Consider the following 22922-nt stretch of genomic DNA (forward strand, 5'->3'; position numbering starts at 1 on the left):
CGATCCGGCCTGTTTCCGGACGGTTTTGCGCAACGTCACCTACGCCATGATCGTCTGTGAGAAAGCGGTTGGCGGGCTGCCCGGACTCTTGCAATCGGCCGGTGCGGGTTTATGGTTAACAAATCATGAATACGCTGACGATCGACATCCGGAAGGCAGAGCCGCGCGACGCTGGCGCTATCGCCGAAGTGCATCTGGAAGCCTGGCGCGGCGCCTATTCCGGCATCATTCCGCACCGCACGCTGACATCGATGATCAACCGCCGTGGTGCCGACTGGTGGGCGAATGCGATTCGCCGTGCCGCCACCGTCCTGGTGGTCGAGATCGGCGGCACGATCGCCGGCTACGCGACGATCGGCAAGAACCGGGCCCGGGAACTCAAGCAGCAAGGCGAGATCTACGAACTCTACCTGCGCCCGGAATATCAAGGCATCGGCCTCGGCAGGCGGCTGTTTTCGGCCGCCAAGGCGCGCCTTGCCGACCATGGCCTGAAAGGTATGGTGGTGTGGGCGCTGGAAGACAACCAGAGCGCGCTCGCCTTCTATGCCGGCGCCGGCGGCCGCGACATCGCCGAGGGCGTCGAGATCTTCGAGCAGAAGGCCCTGAAGAAGGTCGCTTTCGTCTGGGAATGACCGCCGAGGGCTGATCGCGGAGAGCGAAGCAGGCTCACGGGATGTATCCAACGCGAAATCACGACGCTGAAACATCTTGTTCCGATGATTGAACGTGTCGGATGCCATCGCGTCTCGCCCGACGTTAGTCAGCACCATTCGCCGCATTGCGCCATTCTGCGCCGCCCGCTATCTCCTCCCCATCGAGAGAGGGACAAAAGCCATGCGCATCGAAGCCATAGCCAGCGGAAAGAACCCGCCTGAGGACGTCAACGTCATTATCGAGGTGCCGATCGGCGGCGAGCCGATCAAGTACGAGATGGACAAGGAGGCCGGCACCTTGTTCGTCGACCGCTTCCTGCACACCTCGATGCGCTATCCCGGCAATTACGGCTTCGTGCCGCACACGCTGTCGGGCGATGGCGATCCGATCGACGTGCTGGTCTGCAACACGCGCGCACTGGTGCCGGGCTGCGTCATCAACGTGCGGCCGATCGGCGTGCTGATCATGGAAGACAATGCCGGTCAGGACGAAAAGATCATCGCCGTGCCGTCGCCCAAGCTGACGCTGCGCTACGAGAACGTCACCGAGTATACGCAACTGCCCGACATCACACGCCAGCAGGTGCAGCACTTCTTCGAGCACTATAAGGATCTCGAGCCCGGCAAATGGGTCAAGATCGAAGGCTGGCACGATTCCAAATACGCCAAGAAGATGATCATGGACGCGATCGAACGCGCCAAGGCGAGCAAGTAGCGCTTCGGATCAGTTGTCGACCCGGCCGAAGGCCGGCACGTTGCCGATGACGGTGTGCCGGTCCTTGCCGCAGGCGAAGGTTCGCGCCTTCTCGTCGGCGAGTTTACGCGCCTGGTCGTTGGCTTGCGAGTTGCCGGTGGCCAGTACGAGGCCGACGGTGCAGCCGACGCGGGCGTCCATCTGGCCGACCTTGGCGACGAGCAACACTTCGGTCGACTTGTTCTCATCCTCGCCATTGCTGATCGTGCGGCGGTGAATGACCGCGAAGGGTACGGCCTTGTCGCCATTGGTCTCGACGCGCCATTCGATCTTGGCCCCGGACGAATTGAAGGCGGAAAAACTCTCCCAGGCGGATGTCATGTCGCCGCCGGGCGGAAAACCATAAAACAGCGATTCGCGGGCATCGTCATAGGCGATCAGCACGGGGTAGCCGCGGTAGCCCGAACAGGCGAGGTCGGCCCAGTCGCCGTCGCCTTGTTCGGCCTGAGCGTAGGTCACGCAGTCCTTCTTCCAGTCGAGATCGGTATAGGCGCTCGATATGTCACCGGCATGGGCTGCCTGACAGAGGCCGGTGACGGCAAGCGGGATCAGCAGGTTGCGCATGACGGATATCTCCGTTGGAGCTCGCCACAACGTATCGCCAATCGCTATTTCTTCAAGCTTGCTTCAATCAGCAGGTCGGCATTGCGGGCGACCGACTGCGCCGGTCCACCGAGCCCGAACAACTGGCCGCTGATATAGGCGCCCTCGAGCAGCAGCAGCAGCCCGTCGCCCAGCGTGTCGGCATCCCCAGCGCCCATCGCGGCGGCCATGGCGCGGAGCCGGCGGCGCAGTTCCTGCTTGTTGTCTTCGCTCACCATTCGGGCCGGATGGCCGTGCTCGGGGTATTCGACCGCTGCGTTGGTCATACCGCAGCCGCGATAATCGGGTTTTTGCGTGCGCTTTCCGACGCGGGTCAGGAAAGCCTTGATCTGCGCGCGCGGATCGCCAGGATGGGCGTCGACAGCCTCATCGAAGCGCTCCCAAAATTCGAGGTCGTATTGCCGCAGGTACGAGGCAGCCAATTCGTCCTTGGAGGGGAAGCTGCGATAGAGGCTGGGCTTGGTGACGCCGGCACGCTTGACGATCTCGTCGACGCCGATCGCCCTTATGCCACGCCGGTAGAACAGGTCGTAGGCGACGTCGAGGATCTTCTTGGCGGCCTTCGGCGGGGCCGATGCATGACCATCGCTGATGGTCAGTTCAATATTTTTGTCGGTTGGCATCATGGGACTCGATTGACAGTGTTACCGATCGGTACGTATACATGTTCCCACCCTGCAACGTACCGGTCAGTAACATGATAGCTCAATCCCGCCCATTTGGCCAGCGCTACGCCTTCGTCGTGGTCGGCGTCATCTTCCTCTGCCTGCTGATCGCCGCCGGTCTGCGCTCGGCACCCGCCGTCATGATGCTGCCGCTCGAAAACAGCTTTGGCTGGCGGCGCGACGTCATCTCGCTGGCCGCCGGTGTCGGCATCCTGCTCTATGGCCTGACTGGTCCGTTCGCCGCCGCGCTGATGGAGCGGATCGGACTGCGCCGCACGCTGATCGCCTCGCTGGTGATCATGTCGGGGTCGACCGCGCTCAGCCTTTTGATGACCAAGCCCTGGCACCTCTTCATCACCTGGGGCGTGTTCTCCGGCATCGGCTCAGGCGCCGTAGCCAGCGTGCTCGGCGCCACCATCGTCAACCGCTGGTTCAAGACCAATCGCGGACTGGTCATGGGCTTGATGTCGGCCTCCAGCGCCACCGGCCTCCTGGTGTTCCTGCCGCTGCTTGCCTCGCTTGCGCAAACGGGCGGCTGGAAGCCGGTCGCCATCGCGGTCGCGGTCGCCACGGCCTGCCTGCTGCCGCTGGTCTGGTTGCTGGTGCCGGAGCGTCCGGCCTCGATCGGCATGGTGCGTTATGGCGCCGAGGCCGATGACGTGCCGCCGACATCGCCGGCATCGCAAGGCAATTTCCTGGCGCACACGCTCAACACGCTGCGCCGCGCCGCCGGCACGCGGGTGTTCTGGTATCTGTTCGCCACCTTCTTCGTCTGTGGTTTCACCACCAACGGGCTGGTCGGCACGCATTTGATCGCGTTCTGCGGCGACATGGGCATCGGCGAGGTGCAGGCGGCCGGCCTGCTGTCGATGATGGGCATTTTCGACTTGATCGGCACGACGCTGTCCGGCTGGCTTACCGACCGTTTCGACCCGCGCAAGCTGCTTGGCGTCTATTATGCCATCCGTGGCCTGTCGCTGATCTACCTGCCTTATTCCGGCTTCTCGGCGACCAGCCTGATCATCTTCGCGGTGCTCTATGGCCTCGACTGGATCGCCACCGTGCCACCGACGCTCAGGCTCGCCAACGAGGCGTTCGGCGACCGCAGCGGACCGATCGTGTTCGGCTGGATCGTCGCCGGCCACCAGGTGGGAGCTGCCACGGCGGCCGCCTTCGGCGGCACCATGCGCGAACTGCAGGGCAATTACGAACTGGCCTTCCTGATCGCCGGAATGACGGCCATCGCCGCCGCCTGCATCTCGCTGCTGATCAATACCAGCCGGCCGGCCTTCGATCCCGAACCGCAAGCGGCATAGGCGCGGCCCTCCCTTCTCCCCTTTTGGGCCCGTTGCCTTATTGATCTCTGGGCGTGAGAGGAGACGGAAAGGGCAGCCCTGTTCATTGTTATCAAACGTTCATGATTTCGAGATGAGCCTGAAACATTGAGGCTGGAGCTTGGTGGCAACGTTCAACGCCATCCAGGAGACAGCCATGAACAAGCTCTCGATGACTCGCCGCGCTTTTGTCACCTCCGCCAGCGCCGCTGGTCTGGTCGGCGTTTCCAGCCTGGCGCTGCCCTATTATTCTCGCGCCAACCAGCGCCCGGCCTTCACCCATGGCGTCCAGTCGGGGGATGTCGACGCCACCAGCGGCATGGTGTGGACGCGCACGGATCGCCCGTCGCGTGTCATGTTCGAAGTGTCGTCGACCGAGAATTTCGCCAACGCGATCCGGCTGGCGCCGCTCGATACGTCGCCGGCCAGCGATTATACGGTCAGACGCCTGCTCACCGATCTCGCTTCCGATCAGGACATCTTCTACCGCATGACGGCAGCCGACCTCGCTGACATCAACGCCGTCTCCGAGCCGATCGTCGGCCGCTTCCGCACCGCGCCGGCCTCGAAGCGCGACATCAAGTTCGCTTGGTCGGGCGACACCGCCGGCCAGGGCTGGGGCATCGACGAGACCGGCATGAAGACCTACGCCACGATCGGCAAGCATACGCCCGATTTCTTCCTGCATTCGGGCGACACCATCTATGCCGACGGCGCGATGAAGGACGAGGTCGACCTGCCCGGCGGCGGCAAGTGGAAGAACGTCGTGCTAGTCGATGGTAAGCGCAAGGTCGCCGAGACGCTGGACGAATACCGCGACCAGTGGAAATACAACATGATGGACAGACACGTCCTGGGTCTCAGCGCCATCTGCCCGACCTTTTATCAGTGGGACGACCACGAGGTGCTGAACAACTGGTCGGATTCGAAAAATCTGAGCGCCGACGATCGCTACACGGAAAAATCCATCCATGTGCTGGCGGCCCGCGCGGCCCGAGCCTTCCATGAGATGACGACGATCCGTTACGAGCCGTCGGAGCCCGGCCGCGTCTACCGCAAGATAGCCTACGGGCCGCTGCTCGACGTGTTCTTCCTCGACATGCGCTCCTATCGCGGCCCCAACGGTCCGGACATGCAGGATGAGATGACACCGCAATCGCGCATGCTGGGCGAACAGCAGACGAAATGGCTGAAGCGGGAGCTAGCCAACTCCAAGGCGACATGGAAGATCATCGCCGCAGACATGCCGCTCGGCCTCGTCGTCTGGGACGATGGCGTCAAAAAGGCAGGCGCGGAGGCTGTCAGCAATGGTGACAACGGTCTGCCAAAGGGACGCGAGCTGGAGATCGCCGACCTGCTGCGCTACATCAAGAATGCCGGCATCAGCAACACCGTCTGGCTCACCGCCGACGTGCACTACACAGCCGCGCATTACTACAATCCCGAGAAGGCGCAGTTCCAGGACTTCAGTCCATTCTGGGAATTCGTCTCCGGCCCCATCCATGCCGGAACCTTCGGCCCGAACGATTTCGACATGACCTTCGGTCCGGAGCTGAAGTTCATCAAGGCGCCGACAGCCGAGCAGGGGCAGAACCTGCCGCCGTCAGCCGGCCTGCAATTCTTTGGCCTTGTCGACATTTCCGGCGCCACCGAGCAGATGACCGTGCGGCTGATGGATCGCGACGACAACGAACTCTACAAGATCACGCTCGACCCGGTACGGTCGGCGTAAAGACCTGACGGTCGTCAGTCCGGGTAGCAGACCATTGGAATGTTCGGCCAGACGGCGCTGTCGCAGTTGGCTGCGTCCTGGCGCTGCTTGAAGGCGGCGCTGACCGGGCCGGTCACCATCGGATCGACGCCGTCGGGGGCGTCGGCGAAAGCCTGCTGGGCCGAAGGCGCATCGATCGGCAGGGCCGGCCGTGCTTCCTTCAGCGTGGCGGCCGACTGCGCGGCGTTGGCCGCCAGCAGAACGGCAAAGGCCGCGGAGGCGATAAGCGGCCAATATCGGTTGAGTTTATCGGTCATGACGTTCGAACTGCCCGGGCCCTGAATGGTTCCCGCCTTGGTTAACAAAATCATTTCACACGCAGATGCTTAAGATTTGATGAGTATTTGGTGTTGCGCTTCCCCTTTCGCAACTGCGAAAAACCCTGTATGAGCCGCGCAACCGAAAGAGGCAGCGCCTTTGGCCTGCTGCCTGCAACGCTTCCGAGATCAGAACATGAAACTCCGTAATATCGCGATCATCGCGCACGTCGACCATGGAAAGACCACCCTGGTCGACCAGCTTTTGAAGCAGTCCGGCTCGTTCCGCGACAACCAGCGCGTCGCCGAACGCGCCATGGATTCCAACGACCTCGAAAAGGAACGCGGCATCACCATCCTGGCCAAGGCGACTTCGGTCGACTGGAAGGATACGCGCATCAACATCGTCGACACGCCCGGACACGCCGATTTCGGCGGTGAGGTCGAGCGCATCCTGTCGATGGTGGATTCGGCCATCGTGCTGGTCGACGCCGCCGAGGGCCCGATGCCGCAGACCAAGTTCGTGGTCGGCAAGGCGCTGAAGGTCGGCTTGAAGCCGATCGTCGTCATCAACAAGATCGACCGGCCGGACGCCCGCCATGTCGAGGTCGTCAACGAGGTGTTCGATCTGTTCGCGGCCCTCGACGCCACCGACGAGCAGCTCGACTTCCCGATCCTCTATGGTTCGGGCCGCGACGGCTGGGTCTCGGAAAATCCGGAAGGCCCCAAGGACCAGCAGCTTGCGCCGCTGTTCGATCTCGTGATCAAACATGTGCCGGCGCCGACCGTTCATCCCGGCCCGTTCCGCATGATCGGCACCATCCTGGAAGCCAATCCCTTCCTTGGCCGCATCATCACCGGCCGCATCGAGAGCGGCACGCTGAAGTCGAACCAGGCGGTCAAAGTGCTGCACAATGACGGCACGCAGATCGAAACCGGCCGCATCTCCAAGATCCTGGCCTTCCGTGGCCTCGAGCGCCAGCCGATCGAAGAAGCGCAGGCGGGCGACATCGTCGCCATCGCCGGCCTGTCCAAGGGCACCGTCGCCGACACGTTCTGCGATCTGGCGGTGACCGAGGCGCTGCATGCGCAGCCGATCGATCCGCCGACCGTGACCATGTCCTTCCTGGTCAACGACAGCCCGCTCGCCGGCACCGAAGGCGACAAGGTGACCAGCCGCGTCATCCGCGACCGCCTGCTGCGCGAAGCCGAAGGCAATGTCGCGCTGAAGATCGAGGAATCGCCCGACAAGGATTCGTTCTTCGTCTCCGGCCGCGGCGAATTGCAGCTCGCCGTGCTGATCGAGACGATGCGCCGCGAAGGCTTTGAAATCGCCGTGTCGCGCCCGCGCGTCGTCATGCAGAAGGGCGAGAACGGCGAATTGCTGGAGCCGGTCGAGGAAGTCGTCATCGACGTCGACGAGGAACATGCCGGCGTCGTCGTGCAGAAGATGTCGGAGCGCAAGGCCGAGATGGTCGAGCTGCGCCCGTCCGGCGGCAACCGCCAGCGCATCGTCTTCCACGCGCCGACGCGCGGTCTGATCGGCTACCAGTCGGAACTGTTGACCGACACGCGCGGCACCGCCGTGATGAACCGTCTGTTCCATGCCTATGAGCCCTACAAGGGCGAACTGCCGGGCCGCACCAACGGCGTGCTGATCTCCAACGAGCAGGGCGAGTCCGTGGCCTACGCCATGTGGAACCTTGAAGACCGCGGCCCGATGGTCATCGATCCGGGCGTCAAGGTCTATCAGGGCATGATCATCGGTATCCACTCCAGGGACAACGACCTCGAAGTCAACGTTCTGAAGGGCAAGAAGCTGACCAACATCCGCGCCGCCGGCAAGGACGAGGCGGTCAAGCTCACCCCGCCGATCCGCATGACGCTGGAACGCGCGCTGGCCTGGATCCAGGACGACGAGCTGGTCGAAGTGACGCCGAAGACCATTCGCCTGCGCAAGCTCTATCTCGACCCGAACGAGCGCAAGCGCTTCGAGAAGTCGGCCAAGGTGGTCGGCGCGGCGTAATCTTCTGATTCCTTGTAAAAAAAGGGGCGGAGCACCGGGTGCTCCGCCCCTTTTTCATTCAACCGCCGGCTGCCGAGATGATGGCTTCGCGGTCGGGTTCACCCTCCAGATGGATCAGCACGATCGTCCCCTCGTGAGCCGCTCTGCGCAGGGCTTTGGCCCCGTCCGGCCTTACGGTCAGCAATCGCCTCTCTTGCAAGGCCTGAAGCCGCGACCGCGAGATGCCGAGTTCGTTGGCAAGCAGGCGGTCGAGGCGGAGCGATATCCGCATTTCCAACCCAAGCCTGAGTTCCAGCGCTGTCGCGCTTTCGCTTGTCTCCCCAACCAGATGCCTTTTCACGGCGACATCGGGGAACTCCTCGACATGTCCTACCTGATTGCGTAGCGCGGAGACGTCGAAGGCATGGCGCCGGGCCAGCCCCGGATCATTGCTTTCGAGCGCCTGCAGCAGCGCCGGTTCGATGTCGCGGCGGTTGCAGCGTTCGAGAATGCCGAAGTTCCAGGAATTGTCGCAATCGACGCAGCGATAGATCAGCCACACGTCGATGCGCTTGCCGTTGGCGTTGACGCGGAATTTTTCGCTGCAGCGATACGCCTTCACGCCGCCGCAGCGATTGCAGTTGATGAGGGGTCGAGGAGCAATTGCGGGCGCGATCGCCCAGTGGATACGCACAGTGCCGGACATGCCGATAAGCCCTTCCCGTCGGGAAGTTCATCAGGTCGGCAATCTCGAGATGCCCATGCGGGCGCGGCGTGGCGGTAGGCTGCGGAGATTGTGAAGTCAGGTGTCGCTGGCGGAAAGCGCGCGACAGCGGTTCAGCAGTGCCAAACCGGTCTCGAACCGCCGCCAGAGGAACACATGAAAATGAAAACAGGCATCGCGAATGCGGCGCCATGCAGGTGTGTCGGGGGAGTTGACGAGACCGGCGGTTACGTAGGCAAAGTGAAGCTCAGAAATTGTTTCGCGGCGGTTCTTCTAGCTGCGGGACGCGGAAACGGCAAGGGATCGCGAGCAAGGGATCGCGAGCATGGGATCGCGAGCATGGAGGCCCGGGCTGCCGACCAAAGTGACTACCTTGTCTTTGCCAATGCTGCTGTTGCTGGCTAGTGTGGCAGTCAAACCTCAATCCGAGATCCTGCCATGCATCTCACCTCGCTGCTCATTTTCGCCGCCGCCCTGTTTGTCGCTGCCGGTTCACCGGGCCCCTCGATCGCGGCTCTGGTCGCGCGTGTCATCTCGAAGGGCTTTCGTGACGTGTTCCCGTTCCTGCTCGCCATGTGGATCGGCGAGGGCATCTGGCTGTCGCTGGCGGTGTTCGGGCTGGCCGTTGTGGCGCAGACCTTCCACTTCGCCTTTGTCGTGGTGAAATGGGTCGGCGTCGCCTATCTCGCCTACCTCGCCTGGAAGATGTGGACCGCACCTGTCGACGCCAGGGAAGGCGAGATGCCGCGCGAGGATTCTCCGGTGAAACTGTTCTTCGCCGGCATGGCGGTGACGCTCGGCAACCCCAAGATCATGATGTTCTACCTGGCGCTGCTGCCGACCATCATCGACCTGGCCTCGGTCAGCATCGTCGGCTGGGTCGAGTTGACGGCGACCATGGCCGTGGTGCTCATCGCCATCGATCTCGCCTGGGTGCTCGCCGCCTCGCAGGCGCGCAAGCTGCTGAAGAGCAAGCGCGCCATGAAGATCGCCAACCGCATCAGCGCCACGACGATGGCCGGCGCTGCCGCGGCCATCGCGGCGCGGTCCTGAACCGGCGCGTCAACCCATCATATTGAGGATCGGCGCGATCTCGACGTTGCAGTTCGGCTCCATCAGGATCGGACAATCCTTGGCCTTGCTGGTGGCGTCGTCGATGTCTTTCGCCTCGATGATCGAATAGCCGCCGGTCGGGTTGCTGCCGCCATTGTTCTCGACCTTGCCGCCGGGCAGGACGGTTTTCGACATGCCAACCGGATTGCCACGGTCGACCACAGCCGAGCCAAGTTTTCCGAACCAGCCCGTCCAGCTGTCCGTCAACGCCTTTAGATCGGCCTCGGTCGCCGGCATCTTGCCGGAACCGTGATAGACGTAGAGAAACTTCGCCATGTTCTCCTCCCTTCATCCGCGGCATCGAACCGGCATGCGGTCACGCCGCGCGCCGATCATCGGACCAAACGGGCAAACAATCAACGAAGATGAGGGATAGCTGATATAAGGCGGGCAGGATTCCGGCCGCCGCGCCTCACCTTGCCATGGCGTGGTATTCGTCGTTCGGCCGCATGTCGATCGCCGCCGCCACGCGGTTCGACATGTTGAAGAAGGCAGCGGTCGAGGCGATGTCCCAGATGTCGCGGTCGGTGAAGCCGGCCTGACGCAGCGCGGCCCGATCGGCCTCGACGATCTTGGCCGGCTCTTCGGTCAGCTTGACGGCGAATTCGAGCATTGCGGTCTGCTTGGGCGAAAGATCGGCGGCACGGAAATTCATCACCATCATCTCGCCGAGCGCAGGGTCGCCGGACAGCTGGCGCACCGCCGCGCCATGCGCGGTCAGGCAGTAATAGCAGTGGTTGATGGAGGAGACGGCGACCGCGATCATCTCGCGCTCCAGCTTCGACAGGCCAGACTCGCCCAGCATCAGATCGTTGTACATGTCGGTGAAGGCGCGCAGTTTCTTGTCGTCGAAAGCGTAGGCCTTGAGCACGTTGGGAACGAGGCCGAGCTTCTCCTCGCATTTGGCGAAATAGGCTCTTGTCGGCTCGCTCAACTCTTCGGGAGCCAGATCAAGCGCCGAAATTTTGCCGTTCATTGGTCATCTCTCCACCCTGGATGATGGCTTGCCGCCGAATTCCGACAATTCTTGGCAAGCCGTCAAACCTTTGTCGCCAAACAGCGGTCATCTGCTACCATAGTCTCAAAAGCATGCGACGGGAGGCAAGAAGCATCATGGCCAGCGTGAAAACCGCAGCTAAGTCGAAGAAGAAGCCAACAGCGGCGGCGAAAACGGAGGAAAGGCCAGCCAGGCTTGCCGATTATTTGCTCGCCCGAGCGCCGGCCGAAGACATCGCGGCCTATGAAGTGGCCGACCTCGAACGCGCCGCCGACCTCGCCGGTCAGGCGGTCGCCGGGCACAAGAAGGGTGAGTGCGTCGTCGCCGTCGAAGCCGATTCGGGTGTGTTCCGTGACGGCCGGCCGGTCACGGTCATCACCGTCGTCAACGACAACATGCCGTTCCTGTTCGATTCCATCCTCGGCGAGGTCACCGAAACCGCCGGCGAGCCGAGCCTGGTCACCCACCCGGTCATCACGGTTCGCCACGGCAAGGGCGGAGTGGAAGAGATCCTCGGCGACGGCAATTTCGCCAAGGACGACGGCAGCCACGATCGGCTGAGTGTGATCCACGTTCATATTCCACGGGTGACGGTCGAAGCTGCGAGCGGCTTGACCGAGCGGCTGCGCAAGATGCTCGGCCAGGTCCACGCCGCCGTCAACGACTGGAGGCCGATGCTGGCCCGGCTCGACCAGGCGATCTCGGAATTCCGCTATTCGGCTGTGCCGCTCGACAAGAAGAGCGTCGCCGAGGCGATAGCTTTCCTGGAGTGGCTGCGCGACGACAATTTCACCTTCCTCGGCATGCGCGAATTCAAATACACCGGCGGCGAGGAAAGCGGCACGCTGGAGCGCGCCGACAAGGCCGGCCTCGGCATCCTGACGGATCCCGACGTGCTGGTGCTCAGGCGCGGCACCGAAGCGGTGACGACGACACCGGAAATCCGCGCCTTCCTGCACGGGCCGGAGCCGCTGATCGTTACCAAGGCCAATGCCAAGTCGCTGGTGCACCGCCGCATCTATCTCGATTACATCGGCATCAAGACCTACACCGCCAAGGGCGCGTTGGCGGGCGAATTGCGCATCGTTGGCCTGTTCACCTCGACCGCCTACACGCGCTCGGTGATGAAGATTCCCTATCTCAGGTCCAAGGCCGAAACCATCATCGCAAAGTCCGGCTTCGACCGTCACGACCACTCCGGCAAGGCACTGATCAACGTGCTGGAGAGCTATCCGCGCGATGAACTGTTCCAGGTGCCGGTGCCGATCCTGAGAAAGCACGCCGCGGCCATTCTCGGCCTGGTCGAGCGGCCGCGGGTGCGGGCGCTGGTGCGCGCCGACCAGTTCGACCGCTTCGTCTCGATCCTCGTCTTCGTGCCGCGCGACCGCTACGACAGTGTCGTGCGCGAGAAGATCGGCGCCTATCTGAAAACCGTTTTCGAGGGCCGGCTGTCGGCCTATTACCCGGCCTTTCCCGAAGGCGGGCTGGCGCGCGTGCATTTCATCATCGGCCGTTCCGGCGGCAAGACGCCGAAAGTCGACCAGGCGACGATCGAGGCGGCGATCCGAGACATCGTGCGCACCTGGGAGGATGCCCTTTCCGACGCGGCGGATGCCCATGGCGGCGACCAGGCGCTGAAGGCGATCGCCGCGAGGCTGCCGGAGAGCTATCGCGATTCGTTCAGCGCGGCGGAGGCATTGGTCGATGCCGGGCGCATCGCCAAGATCGGCGCCGACAATCCGATCGCCATCGACTACTACCGCCATGCCGAGCAGAAGCCGCATCAGGCGGCGCTGAAGATCTTTCACCATGCCAGCCCGGTGGCGCTGTCGCGTCGGGTTCCGCTGCTGGAAAACATCGGCTTTCGCGTCATCAGCGAGCGCACCTTCGAGGTTGGTGACGTGCAGTCCGGCCGGGTCTTCATCCACGACATGGAGTTGGAGAACAGCTATGGCAAGCCGATCGACCTCGGCGATGGCGGCGCGCTGTTCGAGGACGCGTTCCTGTCGGTCTGGCGCGGCGATGTCGACAATGACGGCTATAACTGCCTTGCCCAGACCGCCGGCCTGTGGTCCGGCGAAATCACCATCCTGCGCGCCTATGGCCGCTATCTGCAGCAGGTCGGCATTCCACAAAGCCAGGACTTCATCGCCGCGGCACTGAACCGCTATCCCGACATCGCGCGCGGCCTGCATGCGCTGTTCATCGCCCGGCTTGGCCCGACCGCCGAGGGCGAAGGCGTGGTGGCAGCCAAGCATCTCAAGGCCAAGATCAAGGATGCGCTCGAAGATGTGCCCAACATCGATGACGACACCATCATCCGCCGCTACCTCAATCTGATCGAGGCCTCGCTGCGCACCAATCATTTCGTTGCCGATACGAAGGAGAAAGGCCAGTCGCTGGCAATCAAGCTCGATTCGCAAGCGGTGGAAGGGCTGCCGGCGCCACGGCCGTGGCGGGAGATCTTCGTCTACGGTTCCGAGGTCGAGGGCCTGCATCTGCGCTTCGGCCCGGTGGCGCGCGGCGGCCTGCGCTGGTCTGACCGCGCCCAGGACTACCGCACCGAGGTGCTCGGCTTGGTCAAGGCGCAACAGGTCAAGAACGCGGTCATCGTGCCGGTCGGCGCCAAGGGCGGCTTCTATCCGAAAAAGCTGCCGATGAGCGCCGGGCGCGACGCGATCTTCGAGGCCGGCACATCGGCCTACAAGAATTTCGTCTCCAGCCTTTTGTCGATCACCGACAATATCGGGCTGGACGGCGTCATTCCACCGGCCGGCGTCGTCAGGCGCGATCAGGACGATCCGTACTTCGTCGTCGCCGCCGACAAGGGCACGGCGACCTTCTCCGACACCGCCAACGCGATCTCCGAGAAGCACGGCTTCTGGCTCGATGACGCCTTCGCCAGCGGCGGCTCGGCCGGCTACGACCACAAGAAGATGGGCATCACCGCCAAAGGCGCCTGGGAAGCGGTCAAGCGGCATTTCCGCGAGATCAACCGCGACATCCAGACGTCGCCCTTCACGGTTGTCGGTGTCGGCGACATGTCCGGCGACGTGTTCGGCAACGGCATGCTGCTATCGCCGAAGACAAGGCTGATCGCCGCCTTCGACCATCGCGACATCTTCATCGATCCGGACCCGGACATGGCGGCCTCGATGGCCGAGCGCGAGCGCATGTTCGCTCTCGCTCGCTCATCCTGGCAGGACTACGACAAGAGCAAGCTTTCGGAAGGCGGCATCATCGTCTCGCGCAACCAGAAGTCGATCACCTTGCCGGCGGCATCGGCGGCGGCGATCGGCTTGGCCAAGACGACCGCCACGCCGGTCGAGATCATGACCGCCATCCTCAAGGCGCCAGTCGATCTCCTGTGGTTCGGCGGCATCGGCACCTATCTCAGGGCGTCGACCGAAACCAATGCCGAGGTCGGCGACCGCGCCAACGATGCCGTCCGCATCACGGCACTTGACGTTCGCGCCAAGGTGATCGGCGAAGGCGCCAATCTTGGCGTCACGCAGCGGGCGCGCATCGAGTTCGGCATGAATGGCGGCCGCTGCAATTCCGACGCCATCGACAATTCGGGCGGCGTCAACTGCTCCGACGTCGAGGTCAACATCAAGATCGCGTTGGCGTCGGCCATGCGCAAGGGATCGCTGACGCGCCCGGCGCGCAACAAGCTGCTGGCCGAGATGACCGGCGAGGTCGGCTCGCTGGTGCTGTCGAACAACTACCAGCAGACGCTGGCGCTTTCGATCGCGCGCAAGCGCGGGCTCGCCGACATCGCGCATCAGGCCCGGTTCATGACCGCGCTCGAGGCCCGCGGCCTGCTCGACCGTGCCGTCGAGACGCTGCCGTCGCCGGCAGCACTTGCCGAGCGCGAGGCACGCGGCGAGCCGCTGACCCGGGCAGAGCTCGGCGTGCTGCTCGCCTACGCCAAGATCGTGCTGTTTTCCGACATCGTCGTCAGCGACGTGCCTGATGATGCGCATTTCGACCGCGACCTGATGGGCTATTTCCCGGACCGGATGGGCAAGAAATACGCCGCCGAGATCCATAGCCATAGGCTGCGCCGCGAGATCATTGCCCGTGTCGTCGCCAACGACCTCGTCAATCGCGGCGGCCCGTCCTTCGTCAACCGGCTGCAGGAAGCCACAGGCCGCACCGCCGCCGACGTGGTGTGCACCTTCGCAGTGGTGCGCGACGGCTTTGCGCTGCCGGCGCTCTATCGCGAGATCGACGCGCTCGACAGCCAGGTCGACGGCCAGGTGCAGCTCGATCTCTACCAGATGGTTAGCCGGCTGATCTATGTGACCAGCGGCTGGTATCTGAAGAACGATGCCGGCATGGCGCCGCTCGGTCAGCGCATCGCCGAGTTGCAGGAAGCGCGCAAGGCGCTGGAGCCGAAACTTGTTTCGCTGCTGCCGGCCTTTTCACGCGAGCGGATCGAGGAGAAGCGGCACGGGCTGTTCAAAGCCGGCGCGCCGGATCGATTGGCCGGGCAGTTGGCGCTGAGTGAGGTGGCGGAATTGATCCCCGACATCGCCCTGACGGCGCGCACCGCCGGTGCCGACATCGTCGCCGCGGCCAAGGCGTTCTTCGCCGTCAGCGACGCCTTCCGCATCCCGCGCGTCGAGGACGCCGCGCGCTCGATCACGCCTTCGGACTATTATGACCAACTCGCTCTGTCCCGTGCCACCGACACGATCGGCGCGGCGCGGCGTGGCATCGCGGTGGCGGCACTCACCGGCCATGCCGATACGGCGGATCCGGTGGTGGCCTGGCTGGAAGCCGGCGGCGAGCGGGTGGCGCGCATCCGCGAGCGGCTGCAGGCGCTGACCGAAGGCGGCGACATCACCGTGTCGCGGCTGTCGGTGGCGTCGGGCCTGATGAGCGATCTGACGGCGATGTGAGGCCGATAGCGTGCATAGCAGCTTGGCGCATGCATTGTCATGCCGCGCTGGTCGACCCCCACTCCGTCTCGGCTTCGCCGAGCCACCTCTCCCCCGATCGACGGGGCAGAGGAAAGGCGCCAGGCTCTTTGCCGTCAACGCGCGTCCAGCAACGCTCCTTTCCTTTCCCTCCGGAGGGGGGAAAGGTGGCGCTGCGAAGCAGCGACGGATTGGGGGAACCACGTGGCAATCAAGCCTCGGCCGATCAGTCACGCTAATCACACAAGATGTGCGCACAGCGTAGCTTTCGTGGGGTACGGAACCCAGGAGCAATGAACGGCAGCTGGACGCTTGTCATTTGCGCGGTCATGAAAAACATGCAGACATGGCGCCCGACACGGGCGCGGCCGGGGGAATCATCATGGCGGTAGAAACAGTGCAGCGTGCATCCGGACGCGGCATCTGGGGATGGATGTTCTTCGACTGGGCGGCGCAGCCGTTCTTCACGGTCGTCACCACCTTCATCTTCGGTCCCTATTTCGTTTCGCGCATGGCTGGTGATCCCAACACCGGCCAGGCCGTCTGGGGCTACGGCATCGCCGCCGCCGGGCTGGTCATCGCGGTGCTGTCGCCGATCCTCGGCTCGATCGCCGACCAGACCGGGCCGCGCAAGCCGTGGATCGCCTTCTTCGCCGCGATCAAGATCACCAGCCTTATCCTGCTGTGGTTCGCGGCGCCCGGCTCGAACCTGTTCCTGGTCGTGGCGCTGTTCTCGCTGGCTTCCGTGGCTGCCGAGTTCTCCACCGTGTTCAACGATTCCATGATGCCGCGGCTGGTGCCGAAGAGCGAGATCGGCCGCATCTCCAACGTCGCCTGGGGCCTCGGCTACCTCGGCGGCATGATCGCGCTGATCTTCGTCGTCACCTGCCTGGCCGGTTCGCCGGAGACCGGCAAGACGATCATCGGCATCGACCCGCTGTTCGGGCTCGACCCGAAGCTCGGCGAAGACGCCAGGGCCACCGGACCGCTATCGGCCGGCTGGTATTTCCTGTTCATCCTGCCGATGTTCTTCTTCACGCCGGACGCCATCAAGGGCATCCCGATCGGGCCCGCGGTGCGCGAAGGCCTGTCGGAGCTGAAATCGACCCTGGCCGAGGTGCGCAAGCGCGGCGGCATCTTCCGCTTCCTCGTCGCCCGCATGATCTACCAGGACGGCGTCAACGCCCTGCTGGCGCTCGGCGGCACCTTCGCGGCAGGCATGTTCCACTGGTCGATCACCGAGATCGGCATGTTCGGCATCATCCTCAACGTGGTCGCCATCTTGGGCTGCTGGGTCGCCGCACGGCTGGACACCGCGCTCGGCTCAAAGGCCGTGGTGATGATTGCGCTGGTCATGCTGTCGGTCGCCACCATCGGCGTCGTCTCGACCGGCCCGGGCTTCACGCTGCTCGGCCTGATCCAGCTGCCGACCACCGATTCCGGCGGGCTGTTCGGCACGGCGGCGGAGAAGGCCTACATCCTGTACGGCCTGCTCATCGGACTGGCTTTCGGTCCTGTGCAGGCGTCGTCACGTTCCTACATGGCGCGCAGCGTCACGGCCGCCGAATCCGGCCGCTATTTCGGCATCTACGCGCTGGCCGGCCGCGCGACCAGTTTCCTGGCGCCGTTCCTGGTGGCGACGATCACCGCGGTGAGCGACTCGGCCCGGCTCGGCATGGCGGTGATCATCCTGTTCTTGGCTATAGGTATGGCGATCCTGCTCAGGACGCCTTATCCGGCGGATCGGCCGGTGGAATAGCGCCTCTTCCTTCTCCCCTTGCGGGAGAAGGTGGCCGAGCGAAGCTCGGTCGGATGAGGGGTGCGCCAGGGAACGCCAACGCCTCACTCCGCTGGAACACCCCTCAACCGTCTCGGCGCTGTCGCGCCGATCCACCTTCTCCCACAAGGGGAGAAGGAAAAAGGTGCTTCAATGCCTGAAATGCCTGACGCCCGTGAATACCATGGCGATGCCATGCTTATCGGCGGCGGCGATGACGTCGTCGTCGCGCATCGAGCCGCCGGGCTGGATCACCGCTGTGGCGCCGGCTTCGATGGCTGACAGCAAACCGTCGGCGAAGGGGAAGAAGGCGTCGGAGGCGACGACCGAGCCCTTGGTCAGTGGCTCCGCCATGCCGGCCGCTTCCGCCGCGTCGAGCGCCTTGCGGGCGGCGATGCGTGAGGAATCGACGCGGCTCATCTGGCCGGCGCCGATGCCGACGGTGGCGCCGTCCTTGGCGTAGACGATGGCATTCGACTTGACGTGCTTGGCTACGCGGAAGGCGAATTTGAGGTCGGCCATTTCGGCCGGGGTCGGCGCGCGCTTCGTCACCACCTTCAGCTCGAGCTCGTCGACCACGGCATTGTCGCGGCCCTGGACCAGCATGCCGCCGGCAACAGACTTGACTGTCGTACCGGGCGAACGCGGATCGGGCAGGCCTCCGGTAACCAGCAGGCGCAGGTTCTTCTTCGCGGCGACGATCGCCGCCGCCTCGTCGGTTGCGTCTGGCGCAATGATCACCTCGGTGAAGGTTTTCACGATCTCCTCGGCCGCCTCGGCGTCGAGGGTGCGGTTCACGGCGACGATGCCGCCGAAGGCCGAGACCGGGTCGCAGGCCAGCGCCTTGGCGTAGGCGGCTTTCAGCGAGGCGCCCTCGGCGACGCCGCACGGGTTGGCATGCTTGATGATCGCCACGGCGGCGGAGCGGCCGGGATCGAATTCGCCGGCCAGTTCGAAGGCGGCGTCGGTGTCGTTGATGTTGTTGTAGGACAGCTGCTTGCCCTGCAGCTGGCGCGCCGTGGCGACGCCCGGCCGCTTGTCGCCATTGACGTAGAAGCCGGCGCCCTGATGCGGGTTTTCGCCATAGCGCATCACCTCGGCCAGTCTGCCGCCGAAGGCGCGCCAGGTCGGATGCTCGATGTCGAGTGCCTCGGCGAACCAGCCGGAGATCGCCGCGTCATAGCTGGCGGTGCGGGCAAAGGCCTTGGCGGCCAGCTTCTTGCGGAAATCCAGCGACAGCGAGCCGATGTTCATCTCCAGCGCGTTCAGCACCGAGGCGTAGTCGCCGGGATCGGTGACGATGGCGACGTAGGCATGGTTCTTCGCCGAGGCGCGGATCATCGCCGGGCCGCCGATGTCGATGTTCTCGACGATCGCGGCGTAGTCGGCGCCGGAGCGGCGCACTTCCTCGAACGGATAGAGATTGGAGACGACGAGATCGATCGGCTCGATGCCATATTTGCGCATCGCCGCCGAATGTTCGGGATCGTCGCGCACGCCAAGCAGCGCGCCATGCACCGATGGATGCAGCGTCTTGACGCGGCCATCCATGATCTCGGGAAAGCCGGTGAGCTCGGAAACGTCGCGCACCGTCATGCCGGCCTCGGCGATCGCCCTGGCGGTGCCGCCGGTCGAGACCAGTTCGACGCCGGCCGCGGCCAATGCCCTGGCGAAGTCGATCAGGCCGGTCTTGTCGAAAACGGAGAGCAGGGCACGGCGGACGGGAACGAGGTCCGGTGCGGGAATGTTCTTGGCGGCGAGGGCCATGGGCTGGCGGCCTTTCACGGCTGGTGTGATGGATGCCCGCGCCGTAGCATATGAGGCCCGGAAATCAAGCGCCGCGCGTCATTCGACGGCTTCATACGCAATTTGGCGGCATCCAGTATAAGCTCATCTGCTCGCGATGGAGGAAAACCTATGGCATTCGTGCGTATTGGCCAGTTCAGGGCGTTGCCGGACACGACGGAGCAGTTGCGGGCCGTCTACGAGGCCGAGGCGATCCCCGCCATCCGCGCCGCCAACGGCAATATCAGCGCAGTGCTGCTGCAGCAGCACCAGGCGCGCGACACGTTCATGGCAATCACCGTTTGGAGCACGGCCGAGGATGCCGAGCGCTATGACCGAAGCGGCGAGGCGGCGGCGATGGTCGACAAGATCCGCTTCGCCTTCGCCGGCCCGCCATCGCTCAGCACCTATCAGGCCTTCGGTATCCCGCAGCAGGCTTGAGCGAGCCGACTGGTTTGGCGGCGGTTCAGTTGTTTTCCGGATAGCCGGCGATGCTGGTGCGCGTCAGCTGCCAGTGGACTTCGGACACGTCCGACGCCTTGAAGGCAAGCACGATCTGGCGGTTGCGGCGCGGGCCGCCAAGACCGGCGAAATAGATCGATTCCTCGACCTCCGGCACCACTTCGGCCGAGGTGAACACCCAGGTATCGGCCTGATCGGCGGTCAGCACCAGGCGGTCATGCTCGTCCTGCAAAAGGTTGATGTCTGGATGGACATGGAAGCGCACCGTGATGAAGTCGCGGCCATTGTTGCGGATCGCGGCATTGCCGGGCCGCTGGAACCGATCCCTGCCGGCGAGCACATTGCCGTTCGAGGACAGCTTCAGGTCGCGCTCATGCAGGAAGCCGAAGCGCTGGAGATAGCCGTCATGACGGGCGATGAAGCCGTGAACGCCCTTCTGGTCGGTGCGCTTGCACTGGACATGCTGCGGGCCGCCGATCAAGGGGGAACCCAGCTGGTCGTTGACCCGCAGCGAATGGGTGAACCGCGCCGACGAGGTGTCGTTGATGGTGGCGGTCGAGTGCGCGGCGGTGGCGCGGGCCAGCGGCCGGAACTCGGCCGCGCCATAGGTGTCGATGCCGGCGTTGACGATGTAATGCTGGCGGCCCGACGACAGCTCGAAGGCAAGACAGCCGGCGTGGGCCGCGTTGGACACGTCGACCGGCGGCGGCAGGCCGGTATCGGCTATGACGGTGGTACCGCCCATCGACAGCCGCTCATAGCCCGAATGCGGCGCGTGCAGCAGCGGAGCTCCGGCGGTGTCGTCGTGGCGCAGGATGGTAGCGATGCGGTCGTGGATCGTGGCGCCCATGCCGTTGAAGCGGGCCAGGCTGCCGTCCTGGTGGCGGAAGAAGCGCAGCGCCGGCAGCATGCGGTCGATGGCGCCGATCAGCGCCTGCGGCGGCGCCTCCGCCTGGTTGGCGTAGGTCTGTCGCAGCGGCAAAAGGTCGGCGAGGATTTCCAGCACCGTCATCGGATTGCGTGAGATATGGCCGCCGTCGGCGAGGATCTGGCGGTTGAGTTCCTCGGCCAGCTTGCGGGTGGCGCCGCGCAGCGCCGAAGCCGGTGCCGGCAGGGAAAGTGCCGCGAAGGCCAGCGCGATGCGGGCCCGCAGCCGGTCCTTGCCGTCAGGCATTTCGCGGGCCATCGACCTCAGGTAGCGGATCTGGACGGCCAGCGATTTCAGGAAGGCGCGATAGAACGGAAACTCCGCGCCTTGCAGCACCACGGAAGAATGCTGCAGCCAGGCGATGATGCGCTTGGCCGTGATGCCAGGTTCCCAGGCGATGCCGGAAATATGGCTGCCATGCATGGTGATCCAGTCGGAAACCAGAGCGCGGGCATTGGCGGCGGCAAGCTCGGTGCCGGCTGCACGCATATGGCGAAGCCAGCGAAAGCCATGCAGCGTCTTTTGCCAGCCGTGATTTGGAACATTGATCTGGAAGGGTGACTTGCCGCCAGTCTCGACCAGATGCCCCGACAAGGGATAGCGGCCGTAATAGATCTCGAGCGCGATCTGCGGGTCGGCGAGGCGCAAGTCCGGCGGCGCGATCAGCACGCGTTCGGGCGTGCGCCCGGAATAGCGCCAGCGATAGACTGGCCCGGCGCGCAAGCGCCGGCGCGTCTTGCGCCAGAACTCCTTCGCGACAAGCGTCCAAAGACGCGTCGTGTTGCTGGCAACCAGTGCCAAAAGCCCTCCTGAACGTCCTCTACCCCGGTGCAAGTTTATATGATTCAAGAACTTATGCGAAGCCGATTTCGCCTGATCGAGCCACTTCACGCGGCCGTGGCCGGGTCGTCCCTAAAAAAGTCACGTCTTTTCCGGGTCATACACCCGGTTCATGCCGCGACTTATGTCCTCTTGTGGCGGTGGCGATCGGCACAAGGCATAGTGCCGGCTGGTCATGGGCGAAAGGGTCCAGGTCGGTTTTCCACCCATGGGAAGAGTTGAGATACCAAGCTATTGTTCTGCCAAAGTCGAAGCCATCCAGGTGATTGAAATGTCGATATCAGCCGGCGAACAGGCATTGCGGGGCGCCCCGCCGGTTGCCTTGACAGCCAACGGCAAGGTGCTGTCAACGATGCCGAACAGGCTGGGCTACCTTTCCCCGACGAACCCTTCCGTCGGCGTCGAGGCCATTCGCCGCCTTTTTGGAACGCAAGGCTATGTCTGGCTGAAAGGGCTCTTGCCGCGCGGTGAAGTGATCGAGTTTCGCGGCTGGGTGCTTTCCCATCTTGCCGATAGCGGACTTTTGAAGCCGGCGACCAACCCTTCGCTCGGTATCGCTTCCGACAGTGCTATCGATCACCAGCTCGCCAATCGCCGCTTGATGTCGGTGGTCCGTTCGACAGCCTATGAGGGCTTTTGCGCGCAGCCGCGCCTATCGCGCCTGATGGACGCTTTCACGGGCGGGTTATCCTACCTGCACAAGCGAAAGATCATGCGCTTCACCTTGCCCGGCACCGCCACCGCGACGCCCGCGCACTACGACCTCGTCTATCTGCGCGGCGGCACAAGCCGCGTGGTGACGGCCTGGATACCGATCGGCGATGCCTCGATCGACATGGGAGGTCTCATCTACCTGGAGGGATCGCATGCCATCGGCGCTACCCTGGAGGCACAATTCGCCAAGGAAAATGCCGATCTCGGTCCCGAGGAACGCATCAGCGCCTACAACCGCAATATGACAGAGGGTGGCTGGGTGTCGAAGGACCTGCCCCACATGGCGGAACGGTTCGATACAAGGTGGCTGATGGCGGATTTCGAGGCGGGCGACATCGTCCTTCACTCACCCTACATGATCCATGCCTCCACGACCAACCAGAGCAAAAACGGACTGATCCGGCTGTCGACGGATATCCGCTACCAGAATGTCGACGACGAAATCGATGCTCGTTGGAGCAACCACTGGAGTCTGGACGACATGCTTTAGGGTGTGTTGATATTCAGGTGAGACCGGCCTGCAAATGGCCGCTTCCTGCGCTTCCGGTGCTCACGTACGAAAAGTACGCTCCGCTCCGGTTCTCGGAAGCCACCATTTTCGACTCGGTCTGACCT

18 protein-coding genes are annotated in these 22922 nt (G+C 63.9%); 10 read left to right on the top strand and 8 right to left on the bottom strand.

Annotation, left to right across the window (positions count from 1 at the left end):
• Positions 1-125 precede the first annotated feature (125 nt).
• Together MESOP_RS05755 and ppa are read left to right on the top strand one after the other, a co-directional pair.
• Complete coding sequence (locus MESOP_RS05755) at positions 126-632, top strand: GNAT family N-acetyltransferase (RefSeq protein ID WP_013892386.1); 507 nt, start codon at positions 126-128, stop codon at positions 630-632.
• A gap of 202 nt (positions 633-834) precedes the next feature.
• Positions 835-1368, top strand: a complete 534-nt coding sequence (gene ppa / locus MESOP_RS05760; protein WP_013892387.1) for an inorganic diphosphatase — start codon at positions 835-837, stop codon at positions 1366-1368.
• A 9-nt stretch (positions 1369-1377) separates the two neighbouring features.
• Here the strand turns inward: ppa and MESOP_RS05765 are convergent, their stop codons facing one another.
• Together MESOP_RS05765 and MESOP_RS05770 are read right to left on the bottom strand one after the other, a co-directional pair.
• Positions 1378-1971, bottom strand: a complete 594-nt coding sequence (locus MESOP_RS05765; RefSeq protein WP_013892388.1) for a hypothetical protein — start codon at positions 1969-1971, stop codon at positions 1378-1380.
• 44 nt (positions 1972-2015) lie between these two features.
• Positions 2016-2633, bottom strand: coding sequence for a TetR/AcrR family transcriptional regulator (locus MESOP_RS05770; protein ID WP_013892389.1), 618 nt, complete (start codon positions 2631-2633; stop codon positions 2016-2018).
• A 74-nt stretch (positions 2634-2707) separates the two neighbouring features.
• Here MESOP_RS05770 and MESOP_RS05775 point away from each other — a divergent pair, with 74 nt between their 5' ends.
• Together MESOP_RS05775 and MESOP_RS05780 are read left to right on the top strand one after the other, a co-directional pair.
• Positions 2708-3991, top strand: a complete 1284-nt coding sequence (locus tag MESOP_RS05775; RefSeq protein WP_041164012.1) for an MFS transporter — start codon at positions 2708-2710, stop codon at positions 3989-3991.
• A 175-nt stretch (positions 3992-4166) separates the two neighbouring features.
• The gene (locus MESOP_RS05780; protein ID WP_041164538.1) at positions 4167-5741 is read left to right on the top strand and encodes an alkaline phosphatase D family protein; all 1575 of its coding nucleotides are present in this window, start codon (positions 4167-4169) and stop codon (positions 5739-5741) included.
• Between the two features lie 14 nt (positions 5742-5755).
• On the opposite strand, the gene MESOP_RS05785 is transcribed toward MESOP_RS05780, so the two are convergent.
• Positions 5756-6037, bottom strand: a complete 282-nt coding sequence (locus tag MESOP_RS05785) for a hypothetical protein (RefSeq protein WP_245265056.1) — start codon at positions 6035-6037, stop codon at positions 5756-5758.
• 196 nt (positions 6038-6233) lie between these two features.
• On the opposite strand from MESOP_RS05785, the gene typA reads away from it, so the two are divergent.
• The gene (gene typA / locus MESOP_RS05790; RefSeq protein ID WP_013892393.1) at positions 6234-8063 is read left to right on the top strand and encodes a translational GTPase TypA; all 1830 of its coding nucleotides are present in this window, start codon (positions 6234-6236) and stop codon (positions 8061-8063) included.
• A 58-nt stretch (positions 8064-8121) separates the two neighbouring features.
• On the opposite strand, the gene MESOP_RS05795 is transcribed toward typA, so the two are convergent.
• Positions 8122-8748: a DUF1062 domain-containing protein gene (locus MESOP_RS05795; protein ID WP_013892394.1), complete on the bottom strand. Its 627-nt coding sequence runs from the start codon at positions 8746-8748 to the stop codon at positions 8122-8124.
• Between the two features lie 456 nt (positions 8749-9204).
• Between MESOP_RS05795 and MESOP_RS05800 the strand changes: the two genes are divergently transcribed.
• Positions 9205-9819, top strand: a complete 615-nt coding sequence (locus MESOP_RS05800) for a LysE family translocator (RefSeq protein ID WP_013892396.1) — start codon at positions 9205-9207, stop codon at positions 9817-9819.
• Positions 9820-9828: 9 nt separating this feature from the next.
• Here the strand turns inward: MESOP_RS05800 and MESOP_RS05805 are convergent, their stop codons facing one another.
• Both MESOP_RS05805 and MESOP_RS05810 read right to left on the bottom strand, forming a co-directional pair.
• A complete protein-coding gene (locus MESOP_RS05805; RefSeq protein ID WP_013892397.1) occupies positions 9829-10155 on the bottom strand; it encodes a YciI family protein in 327 nt (108 codons plus the stop codon).
• Positions 10156-10291: 136 nt separating this feature from the next.
• Positions 10292-10855 (bottom strand): peroxidase-related enzyme, encoded by a 564-nt coding sequence (locus MESOP_RS05810; protein ID WP_013892398.1) that lies wholly within the window; start codon positions 10853-10855, stop codon positions 10292-10294.
• Between the two features lie 137 nt (positions 10856-10992).
• Between MESOP_RS05810 and MESOP_RS05815 the strand changes: the two genes are divergently transcribed.
• Both MESOP_RS05815 and MESOP_RS05820 read left to right on the top strand, forming a co-directional pair.
• A complete protein-coding gene (locus tag MESOP_RS05815) occupies positions 10993-15783 on the top strand; it encodes an NAD-glutamate dehydrogenase (RefSeq protein ID WP_013892399.1) in 4791 nt (1596 codons plus the stop codon).
• Between the two features lie 400 nt (positions 15784-16183).
• Positions 16184-17560: an MFS transporter gene (locus MESOP_RS05820; protein WP_041164539.1), complete on the top strand. Its 1377-nt coding sequence runs from the start codon at positions 16184-16186 to the stop codon at positions 17558-17560.
• A gap of 168 nt (positions 17561-17728) precedes the next feature.
• Here the strand turns inward: MESOP_RS05820 and purH are convergent, their stop codons facing one another.
• Complete coding sequence (gene purH, locus MESOP_RS05825) at positions 17729-19345, bottom strand: bifunctional phosphoribosylaminoimidazolecarboxamide formyltransferase/IMP cyclohydrolase (RefSeq protein WP_013892401.1); 1617 nt, start codon at positions 19343-19345, stop codon at positions 17729-17731.
• Positions 19346-19495: 150 nt separating this feature from the next.
• Here purH and MESOP_RS05830 point away from each other — a divergent pair, with 150 nt between their 5' ends.
• Positions 19496-19804: a putative quinol monooxygenase gene (locus MESOP_RS05830; protein ID WP_013892402.1), complete on the top strand. Its 309-nt coding sequence runs from the start codon at positions 19496-19498 to the stop codon at positions 19802-19804.
• Positions 19805-19829: 25 nt separating this feature from the next.
• Here the strand turns inward: MESOP_RS05830 and MESOP_RS05835 are convergent, their stop codons facing one another.
• Positions 19830-21554 (bottom strand): heparinase II/III family protein, encoded by a 1725-nt coding sequence (locus tag MESOP_RS05835; RefSeq protein ID WP_013892403.1) that lies wholly within the window; start codon positions 21552-21554, stop codon positions 19830-19832.
• 310 nt (positions 21555-21864) lie between these two features.
• Between MESOP_RS05835 and MESOP_RS05840 the strand changes: the two genes are divergently transcribed.
• Positions 21865-22797: a phytanoyl-CoA dioxygenase family protein gene (locus tag MESOP_RS05840; RefSeq protein WP_013892404.1), complete on the top strand. Its 933-nt coding sequence runs from the start codon at positions 21865-21867 to the stop codon at positions 22795-22797.
• Positions 22798-22922: the final 125 nt, after the last annotated feature.

Origin of the sequence: Mesorhizobium opportunistum WSM2075 (assembly GCF_000176035.2) — a bacterium.
In the GTDB taxonomy this organism is placed as follows: Bacteria; Pseudomonadota; Alphaproteobacteria; order Rhizobiales; family Rhizobiaceae; genus Mesorhizobium; species Mesorhizobium opportunistum.

Excerpts from the sequence above, each read along its gene's own strand:
- MESOP_RS05755 (WP_013892386.1), top strand. The coding sequence starts at position 126 with ATGAATACGCTGACGATCGACATCCGGAAGGCAGAGCCGCGCGACGCT.
- ppa (WP_013892387.1), top strand. The coding sequence starts at position 835 with ATGCGCATCGAAGCCATAGCCAGCGGAAAGAACCCGCCTGAGGACGTC.
- MESOP_RS05765 (WP_013892388.1), bottom strand. The coding sequence starts at position 1,971 with ATGCGCAACCTGCTGATCCCGCTTGCCGTCACCGGCCTCTGTCAGGCA.
- MESOP_RS05770 (WP_013892389.1), bottom strand. The coding sequence starts at position 2,633 with ATGCCAACCGACAAAAATATTGAACTGACCATCAGCGATGGTCATGCA.
- MESOP_RS05775 (WP_041164012.1), top strand. The coding sequence starts at position 2,708 with ATGATAGCTCAATCCCGCCCATTTGGCCAGCGCTACGCCTTCGTCGTG.
- MESOP_RS05780 (WP_041164538.1), top strand. The coding sequence starts at position 4,167 with ATGAACAAGCTCTCGATGACTCGCCGCGCTTTTGTCACCTCCGCCAGC.
- MESOP_RS05785 (WP_245265056.1), bottom strand. The coding sequence starts at position 6,037 with ATGACCGATAAACTCAACCGATATTGGCCGCTTATCGCCTCCGCGGCC.
- typA (WP_013892393.1), top strand. The coding sequence starts at position 6,234 with ATGAAACTCCGTAATATCGCGATCATCGCGCACGTCGACCATGGAAAG.
- MESOP_RS05795 (WP_013892394.1), bottom strand. The coding sequence starts at position 8,748 with ATGTCCGGCACTGTGCGTATCCACTGGGCGATCGCGCCCGCAATTGCT.
- MESOP_RS05800 (WP_013892396.1), top strand. The coding sequence starts at position 9,205 with ATGCATCTCACCTCGCTGCTCATTTTCGCCGCCGCCCTGTTTGTCGCT.
- MESOP_RS05805 (WP_013892397.1), bottom strand. The coding sequence starts at position 10,155 with ATGGCGAAGTTTCTCTACGTCTATCACGGTTCCGGCAAGATGCCGGCG.
- MESOP_RS05810 (WP_013892398.1), bottom strand. The coding sequence starts at position 10,855 with ATGAACGGCAAAATTTCGGCGCTTGATCTGGCTCCCGAAGAGTTGAGC.
- MESOP_RS05815 (WP_013892399.1), top strand. The coding sequence starts at position 10,993 with ATGGCCAGCGTGAAAACCGCAGCTAAGTCGAAGAAGAAGCCAACAGCG.
- MESOP_RS05820 (WP_041164539.1), top strand. The coding sequence starts at position 16,184 with ATGGCGGTAGAAACAGTGCAGCGTGCATCCGGACGCGGCATCTGGGGA.
- purH (WP_013892401.1), bottom strand. The coding sequence starts at position 19,345 with ATGGCCCTCGCCGCCAAGAACATTCCCGCACCGGACCTCGTTCCCGTC.
- MESOP_RS05830 (WP_013892402.1), top strand. The coding sequence starts at position 19,496 with ATGGCATTCGTGCGTATTGGCCAGTTCAGGGCGTTGCCGGACACGACG.
- MESOP_RS05840 (WP_013892404.1), top strand. The coding sequence starts at position 21,865 with ATGTCGATATCAGCCGGCGAACAGGCATTGCGGGGCGCCCCGCCGGTT.